Here is a 13745-nt window from a genome sequence, read left to right as displayed (position 1 = left end):
GGAACCATGACCTTCAGCTACGACGACGCCCGCCGCCTGGCCTCCGACCCGGAGACCGACTGGGACACCCTGCATTGGATCGCGGAGGAGCACCCCGAGCTCCGCCCCGCCGTGGCGGCGAACCCGTCGACGTATCCGGAGCTGCTGGAAGCGCTGGCCGATCTCGACGACCCGGCGATCACCGCGGCGCTGATGCGTCGCTTCAACCCCGAGGCCGCTCCCTCGGAGGACGCCGAGCGCGACGACGGCGCCGCAGGCCCGAACGGCACGGGCGGGGACGGCACTGAGAGCACCGGCGGCACACCGGAGCCGGCAGAGGCGGCGACGGCGGGCCCGGTCGCCGGCGACGCCGCGGTCTCGGCGACGCCGACTCCCTCGACCCCGGATCCGGCCGAGGCAGACGCAGAGACGGCCGCACCGGCCGGAACCGCCGCCGGCGCAGCGGCCCCGAGACCGGACACCGACCACGGCGACGACGGCAGCGACGGAGCCGAGGGACCTCCCCCGGCGCTCCAGGCCTCGACGCTCGTCGCCGGGGCCGGCACGGGGATCAGCACGACGACTCTCCAGGAGCGTGCGCGCCGTCGTCGCTCACGGGCCGGGCTGGTGCTGCTCGCCGTCGTGCTGCCGGTCATCGCGGTCGTGGCGATCGGCGCGCTGGTGATGGTGCTGCTCGGCGACCGCGGCGATCCGCAGGCCGAGCCTGACGGTGCCGCGGCGAGCGAGTCGCCCTCGTCGTCGGCGACCTCGCCGGAGCCGACGACCTCGGAGGAGCCCAGCCCCTCGCCGACCGGCCCGACGCTCGACGAGCTGCGCACGGCCGTGTCCGAGCTGCCGCAGAACTCCTCCTGCGAGGACGTCACCGACGACGTCGACGTCTTCACAGCCTACGCCGAGCTCGCCGCCGAGGAGGACTCCTGGAGCGCGGAGGACGACGAGCTGGTGCAGCGCACCGTGGAGGATCTGCAGGCAGAATGCGGCGCGCTGCAGAGCGCCCAGGTGCATCAGCAGCTGACCGACGGGTCCGCGGCGGGCATCGCCGCGGCGGCCGAGGACATGGGCACCGAGTGGATCGAGATCGGCTACCCCGCCGACGACACCGCGGAGCTGACCTCGTTCATCACGCCCAGCGGCAACATCCGCTGCGAGATGGGAGACCGGCTGCGCTGCAGCATCGTCGAGCACGACTTCGCCGCGCCGGACGACTGCGACGATGCGGACCTGACCACCTACCAGAGCACGCTGCGCACCACGGCCGCGTCCGACTGCGAGGATCCCGTGGAGGAGTCCGACCGGGAGATCCTCATCTATGGGCAGACGACGGCGAACGAGTACTTCGCCTGCCAGTCGCTGCGGTCGAAGCTGTCGTGCTGGAACCAGATCACCGGGGCGGGCTTCAATCTCTCGCGCAGCGGGCACAGCACGTACTGAGTCCCGACGCCGGCGGCCGTCCCGCGGCGGACCCCGGCGCCGCTACTCCCAGCGGATGGCCCTCAGTGCCGGCGTGCCCTTGCAGATGATGACGATGAGGTCGATCAGCTGCCAGATGCCGAACGTCATCCAGCTCAGCAGCAGCTTCGCCACGCCCAGGCCCACATGACCGAGGTAGAAGCGATCCACCCCGAGAGTCCCCAGGAAGAGCGACAGCAGGATCGCCGCGGCGAAGCTCTTGGGCGGCCCGGGCGCGTAGCCGGCGCCCGCCGGGCCGGACATGGTGTTCACCACGGTGACCCCGCCCTGGTTGACCGGGGCCGAGCCGCCGGCGACCGGTGCCGAGGGAGCCTGCTGACCAGCGGCGAGCGAGGCGGGGTGCGGAAAGCCGACGCTCGCCTGACCAGGACCGTGGAGCACCACGGGGACTTCGACGTCGACTCCCTGCGCCCGCAGCGACCGCAGCGCCGGGGCGCACGTCGCGGCCAGGTGCCGGTCGACGTATCCCACGGGCCGGCCGTCCACGACGATCAGCACGGCGTCAGCGTCGTCGGGGTTCTCGGACTCCTGCACCAGTGTGGCGGGCCGCTGGACGGGACCGTGCACGCCCTGCGACGCGTACCGGTGCACCTCGGCGAGGTTCTGCGGATGGTCGCGCAGCCAGGACAGCACAGGGGCCTCCTGGACAGGCTGAGGCCGGATGGTCGACATGGGGACCCCCTCGTTGCTGGCTTCTCAGGTTCATCGTGCCGGCGCGGGCCCCGACGAGAACCTCGGCAACGCGTTCTCGTCCGGACTGCGCGGTGCGAATGCCCTCGGAGTCTATGCGACGGGTCTGCTACGCCCCGGCACCTGCTGCAGCCGAGTCAGCGGGCCGATCCCGGTCCCGGACATGCAGAAGACCCCCGACCCGGGATCTCTCCCAGGCCGGGGGCCTCTTTCTTCGTTGCGGGGGCAAGATTTGAACTTGCGACCTCCGGGTTATGAGCCCGGCGAGCTACCGAACTGCTCCACCCCGCGGCGACATGCTCCACTCTACCCATGGATGAGCGCGGCGCAAAATCGAGATGAACGACCCCGGGCGTGATCTGCAGCACGTCACGACGACCTCCTCCGCACCACGTCAGATCGGCCCCGTCCACCTGACACCCCGACTGGCCGCCGGGTAGTCTGCGACCACCCGCAGACGCCCGGACCCGACCCTCCCAGGGTCGGCCCGCCCCGGCCGGCGTCCCCTCCGACCACCACCCAGGGAGAGCCCATGATCCTGGATCTGCCCCTCCACCCGCTGATCGTCCACGCCGTGGTCATCCTGGTGCCGCTGTCCGCTGTGCTGGTGCTGCTCGCCGTGCTCGTGCCGCCGCTGCGTCGGAGCTGCGCCCCGGTCGGCGCCGTCCTCGCCGTCGTCGGCGCGATCTCCGCGCTGGTCGCCGAGCGCAGCGGGCGCGAGCTGGCGGAGACGGTCGGCGTGCCTGCCGACCATGAGCCCTGGGGGACCCCGACGCTGATCGCCAGCGCGGTCTTCGCCGTGCTGGCCGTCGTCTGGCACCTGACCCAGCGCCGCGGCGGCCGTCGGCGACGCGGCTCCCCCGCAGTCCGAGTCCTCGGCGCGCTGACGGTGCTGGCAGCGCTGGCCGCCGTCAGCCTGACGCTCATCTCCGGCCACACCGGCGCCGAGGCGGTCTGGGGAAGCATCCAGAACATGCTCTGAGCCGAGCCTCCCGGCCCCACCCCGCGCTGAGTGGTCACTTCTGATGACATTCTCCGGCTTCCGACGGCGTGTCGCCGCCCCGATGTCGTCAGGAGTGGCCACTCAGTGCTGCGAGGGCCCCAGCGCCGAGGCGCCCAGCTCAGGGCCGAGAGACGAGAAAGGGGCCCGGGAGCACACAGCTCCCGGGCCCCGTCTCAGGCCGGTCGGCCGACCGGGCTCAGCGGCGGAGGATCACTCGCCGCCGGAGTCTCCGGAACCGCCGGAGCCGCCCGAACCGCCGGAGGACCCGCCGTCGAGCTCCTCCTGGGCCGCCATGGCGTCCTCCACAGCCTGCTGCAGCGCGTCCTGCGCCTCCCCGTAGGAGGCGAAGTCGTTGTCCTGCAGCGCCTGCTGAGAGTCCTGCATGGCCTGGCTCGCCCGGTCCAGGGCGTCCTGCAGCTGCTCGGCCGCCGGGCCGGTGGGCGCGGAAGTCGGGGCGTCCGGCGACGGCGACTCCTCGGCGGAGCCTTCCGACTCGCCGGTGTCGCCCGAGTCGCCCGAGTCGCCCGAGTCGCCCTCGCCGTCGACGCCGGCTTCCTCCTCGACCTCTTCGCCCTGCACGCCGGCGCCGTCGGCGACCTGCGCGCCGGAGTCGCCGCCGAAGACCTGGTCCAGCGCCTGGTCGAGGCTGTCGGCGAAGCCGACCTCCTCACCGTAGGAGACCACGACCTTCCGCAGCAGCGGGTAGGAGGTGGTGCCCGTGGACTGCACGTAGACCGGCTGGACATAGAGGATGCCGCCGCCGGCGGGCAGGGTGATCATATTGCCGCTGATCACCTCGGAGGCTCCCTGGCGCAGCAGGTTCAGCTCCTGGGAGATGACCGAGTTGGAGTCGAAGTTCGCCTGCGTCTGGCCGGGTCCGGGGACCGCCGTGTCGCGCGGCAGCTCCAGCAGCCGCAGCTGTCCGTAGTCCTCGCTCCTCGTCCCGTCCTCGCCGGTGCCGGCGTCGCCGCTGGCGGCGAGGTAGCCGTAGAGCACGTTGCGCTGCTGGGCGCCCTCGGTCACCTGCGGGATGAACGTGGAGGTCAGCGAGAACTCCGCTTCGTCCTGCCCCGGCATCCGCAGCGTCATGTAGTACGGGGGCTGCTTCACCGAGGCGTCCTCCTCGGTGGGGTCGTCCGGCACCGACCAGGCATCGTTGTCCTCGTAGAACGCCCCGGCGTCAGTGACGTGGTACCGGCCCAGGAGCTCACGCTGCACACGGAACATGTCCTCCGGGTAGCGGACGTGGTCCATCAGTTCCGCGCTCATGTCCTCGTAGGACTGCAGCGCGTCCGGGAAGACCTTCTCCCAGGCCTTCAGGATCGGGTCCTCCTCGTCCCAGGTGTAGAGGTCCACCGAGCCGTTGTAGGCGTCGACGGTGGCCTTCACCGAGTTGCGCATGTAGTTGACCTGGCCGGAGAGCACCGGCTGACCCTGCGTCAGCGAGTCGGTGGTCGCCGACTCGAGCTGCTGCTGCGCCGAGTACGGGAAGTCGTCGGAGGTGGTGTAGCCCTCCACGATCCACTTCACCCGGCCGTCGACGATCGCCGGGTAGGCGTTCTGGTCGACGGTCAGGAACGGCGCGACCTTCTCCACGCGCTCGCGCGGATCCCGGTTGTAGAGGATCTGCGACTCGGAGTTCATGTCGCCGGAGAGCAGAATCTCCGGGGACTGGAACTGGATCGCGTAGACGAGTCGGTTGAACAGGCCGCCCACCGACGGGCCGCCGTCTCCGTCGAAGGTGTAGGTCGCGTCCTCCTCGTTCTGACCCGACGCCGGCCGGTCCAGCTCCATCGGGTCCGCGCCCTCGGGGGCGCCGACGATGGAGAAGTCCGGGGCGTTCTCCCCGAAGTAGATGCGCGGCTCGTAGTCCTCGTCCGAGGCGAGCTCGCCGCGGGTCGGGATGCCCTGCAGCGTGAAGTCCGGCCGCCCCTCGGGGGTCACCGAGGAGGCGTTGGCCGCGACGAGTCCGTAGCCGTGGGTGTAGATCAGGTGCTCGTTGACCCAGGAGGCGTCGTCGGCGACGTTCACCTCACGCGCGGCGACGACGGTGTCCTCGTCCTCGCCGTCGATGCTGTAGCGGTCGACGCTGAGCGTCTCCGGGAACTGGTAGTACTGGCGGAACTGCTGCAGCTGCCCGAAGGAGGAGCTGACCAGGTTCGGATCCAGCAGGCGCACGTTCTCCGTGTTGACCGAGTCCTCGCTCAGCCCGCCCTCCTCGGCGGTGACGTCGGCGTCGTAGCTCTCCTGGCTGATGTCCTGCAGCCCGTAGGCGTAGCGGGTGGTGTCGATGTTGCGCTGGATGTACTCCTGCTCCAGCGTCCGCTCCGACGGCTGGACCTGGTACTCCTGCACCAGGAACGGGTAGATCGCCCCGCCGACGACGGCGGTGACCAGCAGCATCGCGGTGCCGATGATCGAGAAGCGCCAGCGGCCGGTCACCGCGGTGACGATGAAGATCGCGGCCACCAGCACTGCGGCGACGGCGAGGATCGCCTGGGCCGGGATGACGGCGTGGACGTCGGTGTACATCGCACCGGCCCAGTCGCCGTCCTGCGACTGCAGCGTGGAGTAGCGGTCCAGCCACCAGCTCGCCCCCTGCAGCAGCACGAAGAGCGCGGCGGTGACCGCGATGTGCCAGCGGGCGGCCTTCTCGATGATGAAGCGCCCGTTGGGCTCGATCCGGATGCCGCCGTAGAGGTAGTGGCAGATGATGCCGGCGATGCCGGCCACCAGCACCACCGAGACCATGAACCCGGTCAGGAAGCCGATGAACGGCAGGTTGAAGACGTAGAAGGCGTAGTCGAGGCCGAACTCGGGGTCGCTGTCGCCGAAGGGTTCACGGTTGAAGAACAGCAGCACCGTGTCCCAGGCGCCCGAGGCCGCGGTGCCGGCGAAGAAGCCCATCAGCACCGGCAGGCCGATCATGAACAGCCGGCGCATCGAGTCCAGCGTGCGCTGATAGCGCTGCACCGACTCGTTGACCTGCCGCCCGAGGGTCTGCGGGCGATGCCGGAAGGCCAGGAAGAGGCTCAGCCAGACGAAGGCGCCCATCACCACGAATCCGGCGGCGAAGACTCCGATCCGGGCCAGCCGCTCGGTCCAGAAGACGTCGGAGTAGCCGACCTGGTTGTACCAGAGGATCTCGGCGTAGAAGCCGGAGAAGATCATGAACGCCCCGATCAGCAGGGCGATGATGATGATCGTCAGCGTCAGCGCCGACGGCCGTCGCGAACCGCTGCGTGCTCCGTTCGATCCGCCGTCGTCACCTCCTCGCCCGCCGCGGCCGGAGCCGCCGGAGCTGTCGTCGTCGTTCCCGGAGCCGAACAGGCCTCCGCCGCTGAAGGGGTTCGCGGAACCGAATCCCTGGGAGAAACTCACGTCTACCCTCTCCTCGCCTCTGCCGCGGCCCCGAGGGGCCCACGGCGTCGTGGGTGTGCTCGTCGGTGCTTCAGTGCTTCAGTGATGCTGTGCGGTGGTCGGGGCCGACGGACCCGCTCATCCGCAGGTCTCCGCGGCGTCCAGCGCGGCCTCGTCGCCGTCGCCGACCGCCTGGACGATCGACCGGCCCTGGTGGACGTCCTCGACGCTGTAGACGTCGATGCCGGAGGGGACTCGCCCCTCGAGCCCGGCGCAGTTGCCGGCCGGAGCCAGGAAATGGTCCGCACCCTCGGCCTCGGCCCCGCGGACCTTCTGGGCGATGCCCCCGATGGGGCCGACCGTCCCGTCCGCGTCCACCGTGCCGGTTCCGGCCCAGTGCTCCCCCGCTGTCATCGACCCCTCGGTGAGCGTGTCGATCACTCCCAGCGAGAACATCATCCCCGCGCTGGGGCCCCCGACGTCGTCGAGCCGGATGTCGACGTCGACCGGAAAGTCGAAACGTCCCTGCAGGAGAACCCCCATGTAGTGCTGGCCGTCCGACTCCTCGTAGGTGGGGACTTCGACCTCCTGCCGCTCGCCGTCCCGGATCACGTCCAATCCTACCGGCTGACCTGCGGCCTCGGTGACCGCATCACGCAGTCCCTGCACGCCGGCCACCGGTTCGCCGGCGGCCGCGACGACCTGGTCGCCGATCCGCAGCACGTCGTCGGCACCGGACTCCTCCGCGCCGTCGGTGAACTCCACGACCTCCAGGCGCTGCGAGTGCTCGATCCCCAGCTCGTCCAGGGCGGCGGCCACCGCCTGGTCCTGGGAGCTGGTCATCGCCTGCGCATTCTGCTGCTCGACCTCCTCGGCCGAGGTGCCCGAGGGGTAGACCAGCTCATGGGGCTCGATGTCGACCGAGGGGTCGAACCAGCCGCGGATCATGTCCGGCACGCGGACCACCGAGGTGGGCTGGCCGTTGACATAGACCGTGGTCAGGTCCAGATTGCCGTCGGTCTCATAGGTCTCGGCGCCGTCGACGGTGATGATCGGATGGCCGTCGGTCTCACCGATGGTGTTGAAGGTCGGCCCCGGGGACTCGATGAGGAAAGCGCTGGGAGCCGAGAGCGACGCCGCACCCAGCAGCAGGGCCGAGGCGCCGGCGACCAGCTGGACTCCCCGACGCAGGCGCCGACGACGCGGCGGTCCGGCGGAGGTGCCGGTGCCGGCGGCAGGATGATCGGACGAGGGCGCGGCGGAGGTCTGCTCGGGGTCGGGCTCCGGGACCGACGGGGCGGGCTGCGCGGCGCGCGGCGGCTGATGCTGGTCTGTCATGGTGATCCAGGACATTGTCTCATCCCGGCCATGGCGGGGCGAACGCGCCGTCGGAGGCGACGACGACGCCGCGCCGGCCGGCCCGTCCACCGAGCGCGAACTCGGGCCCGCGGGGCGGACACCACGCTCGACGGCTCGATACTCTGGAGACTCCACAGACCCATGGTCAGCGACGAGTCAGGGAGCAACCGATGAATGGTGACAACTCCGAGCGCCGCGACGGCGACGGCGAGGACCCGCAGAACCCCATGGAGGAGCTGTTCAAGCAGCTCTTCGGCTCCGACCCCTCCGGGAACCAGAGCGGGTCGGGCGACTCGTCGCAGGGCCCGTCGATCGGCTTCACCGGCACCCCCGGCTCCGGTCAGTCCGGCCAGTCCGGCGCGCAGGGCTTCGACCCCTCGCAGATGGGCATGCCCGGCATGGATCCGCAGATGATGCAGCAGATCATGGGCCAGGTGCAGGCGATGTTCAGCGCTATGCAGAACTCCTCCGAGGAGGACCGGCAGGGGCCGGTCAACTGGTCGATGGCCAAGAACGCCGCCCGTCAGGCCGCCTCCGGCGACGACCCCAGCGTCTCGCCGGCCGAGTCCCGGGAGATCGACGAGGCGCTGCGGCTGGCCGACATGTGGCTCGACGCGGCGACCACCTTCACCTCCACCGGCCAGCTCGGCAAGGCCTGGTCGCGGGCGCAGTGGATCGAGGAGACCTTCGACTCCTGGAAGCGGCTGACCGAACCGGTGGCCGAGTCTGTCTCCACCGCGCTGTCGCAGACCATGAAGGACCAGCTCGGCGAGCAGGGCGACCTCACCGCCGGACTGCCGCCGGAGATGCAGGGCATGCTCGGCGGCGCCGGCTCCGAACAGATCACCGGCATGCTCGAGCAGATGGGGGGCATGGCCTTCGGCATGCAGCTCGGCCAGGCCGTCGGCGAGCTCGCCAAGGAGGTCCACTCCGCGTCGGACATCGGGCTCCCGCTGGCCGGCCGGACTCTGGCGCTGCTGCCGAAGAACATCGCCGAGTTCGGCGAGGGCCTGCAGGTCGACCGCCAGGAGATCGTGCTCTACCTGGCGCTGCGCGAGGCCGCCCGGATGCGGCTGTTCACCCACGCACCCTGGTTGGAGCAGGACCTCTTCAACGCCGTCGCGCAGTACGCGGCGGGCATCAGCATCGACATGGGTCGGATCGAGGAGGCCGCCTCGCAGGTGGACCCGACCAACCCCGAGGCGATGCAGCAGATCATGGGCGAGGGGCTGTTCTCCTCCGAGCGCACGCCGATGCAGGATGCCGCGCTGCGCCGCATCGAGACCACGCTGGCGCTGGTCGAGGGCTGGGTCGACGACGTCGTCAGCCAGGCCGCCGAGCACCTCGAGTCGCTCGGCGCGCTACGCGAGACGATGAACCGTCGCCGGGCCGCCGGCGGCCCGGCCGAGGAGACCTTCGCCTCGCTGGTCGGCCTGGAGCTGCGGCCCCGCCGACTGCGCGACGCCGCCGCGCTGTGGGCCCACCTGCGCACCGCCGACGGCATGGCCGGCCGAGACGAGGTCTGGTCCCACCCGGACGTGCAGCCCGACGAGCAGGACCTCGACGATCCCGAGGGCTTCCATCGCCGTCGCGCCGAGCGGGAGGCGGAGTCGGCCGAGCTCGACGAGGCGCTGGAGAAGCTGCTGGCCGGCGGCTACGACGGCCCGTCCGAGTCCGGCCCCTCCCCCGAGGACGAGAGCACCGGCGAAACCGGCGACGCCGACGAGTCGGGCAAGTCCGGCGAGTCCGACGACGACTCCGACCGCCCGGGCGGCTCCGGCGGCTCCCCGACCTCCTGAGCGCCGCGTCGATGCCCTCATCGTCGTCATCGTCGTCCTCGCCCTCCCGCGGGCGTCCGCGCACAGGGGGCGGATCGCGGCCCGGGCAGAAGTCGTCGCAGACTCGGCGCGAGACCGAGCAGATCGAGGTCGACGGCCATCCGGTGATCGTGGTGCGCTCCTCGCGGCGCACCCGCACCGTCTCGGCCGACCAGGTCGACGGCGTGCTGCGGCTGCGGGTGCCGATGCGGCTGGGCCGCCGCCAGGTCGACGGCCACGCCCGCGCCTTCCGCCGGAAGCTGGAGCGGCGCGCGGCCCGGAGCGAGCGCACCGAGGACGAGCTGATGCAGCGCGCGCACCAGCTCGTCGAGGAGCACTTCGGCGGCCTCCTGGATCCCGACGAGGTCCGGTCGGTGACCTGGTCGGATCGGCAGAACACGCTCTGGGGGTCGACGACGGCGCTGGAGGGCACCATCCGGCTGTCCTCGCGGCTGAGCGGCATGCCGCGCTGGGTCCAGGATTCGGTGCTGATCCACGAGCTGGCCCACCTGATCGAGCCGGATCACGGCCCGGAGTTCCAGCGGCTGGTGGCGGCCTATCCGCACACTGTCGCCGCCGACGCCTTCCTCGAGGGCGTCAGCTACGGCTGGCGGAACCCGCAGGACTGAGACCGTCGCGCGCCCGAGCCGCCGAGTCGCCCGGGGCCGTTCGACTGAAAATCGACATCTCCCGTGCTCGGCTCAGCCGCGGCCCTCGAGCACCGCGCGCAGCGCCTCGCCGTGCTTCTCCAGCTTCCGCTCCCCCACTCCGGGGACCTCGAGGAGCTCGTCGCGGGTGGTCGGCCGCCGCTCGGCGATGACCTCCAGAGTGGCGTCGGTGAAGACCACGAAGGCCGGCACCTCGAGGCTCTGGGCCTGCTCGGCCCGCCACTGGCGCAGTCGTTCGAAGAGCTCCTCGTCGTAGCGGGCCGGGCAGTCCGCGCAGCGCCTCCGCTTGACCTCGGTGCCGGTGGTCAGCACCTCCCCGCAGCTCGAGCAGGTCGCCGTCGACTTCCGCACCCGGGAATTCGGGTTCGCCCGCCCCGAGGACGGCGCGATCTTCCGGGTGGGCTCCTCCAGCCCGAGCTCGCGGCGCAGCGGACGCAGGAACCGCGAGGGGCTGCGCCGCCCGCGGCCGCCGCTGTGCCGCGATCGGGCGGAGGAGAGGCTCAGATACTTCCGCGCACGGGTGATGCCGACGTAGAGCAGCCGCCGCTCCTCGTCGATCTCGCGCTGCTCCTTCGCGAAGGTGATCGGCATCAGCCCCTCGGAGAGCCCGGCGAGGAACACCGCGTCCCATTCCAGTCCCTTGGCCGAGTGCAGCGAGGCCAGCGTGACGCCCTCCACCGTCGGGGCGTGCTGGGCGGCCGAGCGCTCCTCCAGCTCGGCGAGGAACCGGCGCATGGTGAAGTCCTCGCGCTCGGCGTCGAGCTGGTCGGCCAGCGAGACCAGCGCGGCCATCGACTCCCAGCGCTCGCGCACCGCGCCGGTGGACTCGGGGGCCTCGCGCCGCCATCCGTGGGCGGAGAGGATGTCGCGGACGGTCTTGGGCACCGATTCTTCGGACTCGGCCACCAGCGAGGAGGTGCGCAGCGCCGCGATGGCCTCGCGGACCTCGCGGCGGGAGAAGAACCGTTCGGAGCCGCGCAGCTGATAGGACACCCCGACCTTGGCCAGCGCCTGCTCGATCGCCTGGGACTGGCCGTTGGTGCGGTAGAGCACCGCGACTTCGCTCAGCGAGACCCCCGAGCGCTGCAGCCCGGCGATCTGGTCGGCGATCCAGGCGGCCTCGGAGTCGTCGTCATCGTGCAGGGTGATCTGCGGGTTCGGGCCGTGCTCGCGCTGCGAGACCAGCCGCAGCGGATCCGGCCAGGCCGGCACCGTCTCGCCGGTGTCGCGGCTGCGCGCCTGCAGACTCGCCTGCTCCCGGGTGCGGTCGGTCAGCAGCCCGTTGGCCAGCTGGACCACCTCCGGGGTGGAGCGGTAGTCGCGGACCAGCTTGACCACTTTCGCCTCGGGATGGCGGCGGGTGAACTCCAGCAGGTAGGACGGCGTCGCACCGGTGAAGGAGTAGATGGTCTGGGCGGCGTCGCCGACCACGCAGAGCTCGTCGCGACCGCCGAGCCAGAGGTCGAGCAGCCGGTGCTGCAGCGGCGAGACGTCCTGGTACTCGTCGACGACGAAGTGCCGGTACTGCTGGCGGACCTGGGCGGCGACGCGCTCGTCGTCCTCGAGGATGCCGACCATCAGCAGCAGCACGTCCTCGAAGTCGATCAGGTGCTTGTCCAGCTTCACGTCCTCGTAGGACTGGTAGAGCTTGGCGAAGGTGCGGTGGTCCACCCCTCCGGGCTCGGCGCGGCCGGCGGCGACCTCCAGGTACGAGTCCGGCGTCAGCGTGGAGACCTTGGCCCACTCGATCTCCGAGGCCAGGTCGCGCAGCGCGGCCCGGTCGGTGGTGATGTGCAGCCGCCGGGCGGCCTCGGAGAGCAGCCTGACCTTGTGGTCGAGGATCTCGGGCATCGTCCCGCCGATGGCCATCGGCCAGAAGTACTGCAGCTGGCGCAGCGCGGCGGCGTGGAAGGTCCGCGCCTGCACCCCGGGGGCGCCCAGCGAGTTCAGCCGCGAGCGCATCTCGGCGGCCGCGCGGGCGGTGAAGGTCACCGCCAGCAGCCGGTGCGGGTCATAGACCCCGGAACGGACCCCGTAGGCGATGCGGTGGGTGATCGCCCGAGTCTTGCCGGTGCCGGCGCCGGCGAGGATGCACAGCGGCCCGGTGAGGGTGGCCGCGGCCTCGCGCTGCTCGTCGTCGAGTCCGGCGAGCACCGCCTCCGGGGGCTGTGCCGCCTGCGCGTCTGCTCCTGCGGGCTGCACGGACGCCGTCATCGGCGATCGCCCCCTTCGTCTCGTCGGTGGTCTCGGCTGCTGTCTCGGTCTCGATCGCGGACTGGCGTCTGCGGGCCGGGGTGCGGCTCTGCGTCCTCGATCCGCCCGCCGTGCCAGTGCTCGATCAGCGCCCGGGAGATGGACGAGCGCGGCGGCAGCCCGATCCGGCCGGCGGCGGTCTCGGCGGCGAGCTCCTCGCGGGTGAACCAGCGGACGTGGCGGATCTCGTCGCGGTCGGCGACGGCGCGCTCGGCGTCGTCGACCACCGCCAGGTGCCCCAGCATCAGCGAGCGCGGGAACGGCCAGGACTGCGAGCCCAGGTAGCGGACCTCGACGACGTCGACCCCGGCCTCCTCGGCGACCTCGCGGGCGACGGCCTGCTCGACCGATTCGCCGGCCTCCACGAAGCCGGCGAAGGTCGAGTAGCGGGAGGCGTCCCAGCGCACCGCCGAGCCCAGCAGCAACCGGTCGTCGCGGTCGACGACGGCGGTGATCACCGCCGGGTCGGTGCGCGGGAAGGACTGGGCGCCGCACTGCGGGCAGGCGCGCATCCAGCCGGAGCTTCGGACCTCGGTGGCCGCGCCGCAGGCGGGGCAGAAGGGTGCACCGCGGTGCCAGGCGAGGATCGCGACGGCCTGGGTGAGCAGCCCGGCGTCGACGGCGGCCAGCTCGGCGGCGTCGCGGCGCAGCATGAACGTCGAGACCATGTCCGCGGCGGCGTCGGCGTGGTCGTCCTCCGGCTCCTCGACGGCGACGACGTGAACGCCGCCGGGCGCGTCGGCGGAGACCTCGTCGGAGGCGCCGGCGAGATCGGCTGCCAGATCGGCGGCCAGATCGGCGGCGGGCACCTCGCCGAGGTAGACGGTCCCGACCGGCAGCTCGCCGTGCGCCGGCTCCAGGGCGGGCCGTGCGCCGTCGGCGGTGCGGCGCACCCGGTCTCCGGTCACCCGCAGCACCCGCGTCCCGGGGCGCCGCCAGACCTCGGCCAGCCAGTCCTCCCGCTGCCGGTCGGCATCGTGCCGGTCGATCCGGTGGCCGGTCTGCGGCAGAGCGAGGGGCCCTTCATCGAGGGCCGGGCTGACGACGTGCATGTCCTCCAGCGTATCGCCCCGGCACCGGCCCGACGCATCCGGAGGCCCCCTGTGCAGGAGTCGGCCACTGTGC

General features: G+C 71.7%; 9 protein-coding genes and 1 tRNA gene. 4 read left to right on the top strand and 6 right to left on the bottom strand.

Features of this window, described 5'->3' with window-relative positions:
• The first annotated feature begins 6 nt into the window (after positions 1-6).
• Positions 7-1431, top strand: coding sequence for a hypothetical protein (locus tag GU5_RS0108835; RefSeq protein WP_010525223.1), 1425 nt, complete (start codon positions 7-9; stop codon positions 1429-1431).
• A 42-nt stretch (positions 1432-1473) separates the two neighbouring features.
• Here the strand turns inward: GU5_RS0108835 and GU5_RS17630 are convergent, their stop codons facing one another.
• Positions 1474-2142, bottom strand: coding sequence for an NINE protein (locus GU5_RS17630; protein WP_083830435.1), 669 nt, complete (start codon positions 2140-2142; stop codon positions 1474-1476).
• Positions 2143-2377: 235 nt separating this feature from the next.
• Positions 2378-2451: transfer RNA gene (locus GU5_RS0108825), tRNA-Met, on the bottom strand.
• A gap of 241 nt (positions 2452-2692) precedes the next feature.
• Here GU5_RS0108825 and GU5_RS0108820 point away from each other — a divergent pair.
• Entirely contained in the window at positions 2693-3142 is a 450-nt protein-coding gene (locus GU5_RS0108820; RefSeq protein ID WP_010525221.1) for a DUF2231 domain-containing protein, read from the top strand.
• Positions 3143-3373: 231 nt separating this feature from the next.
• Here the strand turns inward: GU5_RS0108820 and GU5_RS0108815 are convergent, their stop codons facing one another.
• A complete protein-coding gene (locus GU5_RS0108815) occupies positions 3374-6544 on the bottom strand; it encodes a UPF0182 family protein (RefSeq protein WP_010525220.1) in 3171 nt (1056 codons plus the stop codon).
• 117 nt (positions 6545-6661) lie between these two features.
• The gene (locus GU5_RS0108810) at positions 6662-7861 is read right to left on the bottom strand and encodes a PDZ domain-containing protein (protein ID WP_139084393.1); all 1200 of its coding nucleotides are present in this window, start codon (positions 7859-7861) and stop codon (positions 6662-6664) included.
• Between the two features lie 191 nt (positions 7862-8052).
• On the opposite strand from GU5_RS0108810, the gene GU5_RS0108805 reads away from it, so the two are divergent.
• Positions 8053-9681, top strand: a complete 1629-nt coding sequence (locus GU5_RS0108805; protein WP_010525218.1) for a zinc-dependent metalloprotease — start codon at positions 8053-8055, stop codon at positions 9679-9681.
• 11 nt (positions 9682-9692) lie between these two features.
• Positions 9693-10328 (top strand): M48 family metallopeptidase, encoded by a 636-nt coding sequence (locus GU5_RS14910; protein ID WP_010525217.1) that lies wholly within the window; start codon positions 9693-9695, stop codon positions 10326-10328.
• 72 nt (positions 10329-10400) lie between these two features.
• On the opposite strand, the gene GU5_RS0108795 is transcribed toward GU5_RS14910, so the two are convergent.
• On the bottom strand, positions 10401-12581 hold the full coding sequence (locus GU5_RS0108795; protein WP_010525216.1) for a UvrD-helicase domain-containing protein: 2181 nt from the start codon (positions 12579-12581) through the stop codon (positions 10401-10403).
• Positions 12578-13672 carry an NAD(+) diphosphatase gene (gene nudC / locus GU5_RS14905; protein WP_010525215.1) on the bottom strand — a complete coding sequence of 365 codons (1095 nt, stop codon included), beginning with the start codon at positions 13670-13672 and terminating at the stop codon, positions 12578-12580. The genes GU5_RS0108795 and nudC overlap by 4 nt, the downstream gene beginning before the upstream one ends.
• Positions 13673-13745: the final 73 nt, after the last annotated feature.

The organism is Nesterenkonia sp. F, from assembly GCF_000220985.1.
Taxonomy (GTDB): Bacteria; Actinomycetota; Actinomycetes; order Actinomycetales; family Micrococcaceae; genus Nesterenkonia.
This window is presented reverse-complemented; position numbering and strand designations above follow the sequence as displayed.

Bases quoted from the DNA above. Each gene is read 5' to 3' on its own strand.
- GU5_RS0108835 (WP_010525223.1), top strand. From the start codon at position 7: ATGACCTTCAGCTACGACGACGCCCGCCGCCTGGCCTCCGACCCGGAG.
- GU5_RS17630 (WP_083830435.1), bottom strand. From the start codon at position 2,142: ATGTCGACCATCCGGCCTCAGCCTGTCCAGGAGGCCCCTGTGCTGTCC.
- GU5_RS0108820 (WP_010525221.1), top strand. From the start codon at position 2,693: ATGATCCTGGATCTGCCCCTCCACCCGCTGATCGTCCACGCCGTGGTC.
- GU5_RS0108810 (WP_139084393.1), bottom strand. From the start codon at position 7,861: ATGACAGACCAGCATCAGCCGCCGCGCGCCGCGCAGCCCGCCCCGTCG.
- GU5_RS0108805 (WP_010525218.1), top strand. From the start codon at position 8,053: ATGAATGGTGACAACTCCGAGCGCCGCGACGGCGACGGCGAGGACCCG.
- GU5_RS14910 (WP_010525217.1), top strand. From the start codon at position 9,693: ATGCCCTCATCGTCGTCATCGTCGTCCTCGCCCTCCCGCGGGCGTCCG.
- GU5_RS0108795 (WP_010525216.1), bottom strand. From the start codon at position 12,581: ATGACGGCGTCCGTGCAGCCCGCAGGAGCAGACGCGCAGGCGGCACAG.
- nudC (WP_010525215.1), bottom strand. From the start codon at position 13,672: ATGCACGTCGTCAGCCCGGCCCTCGATGAAGGGCCCCTCGCTCTGCCG.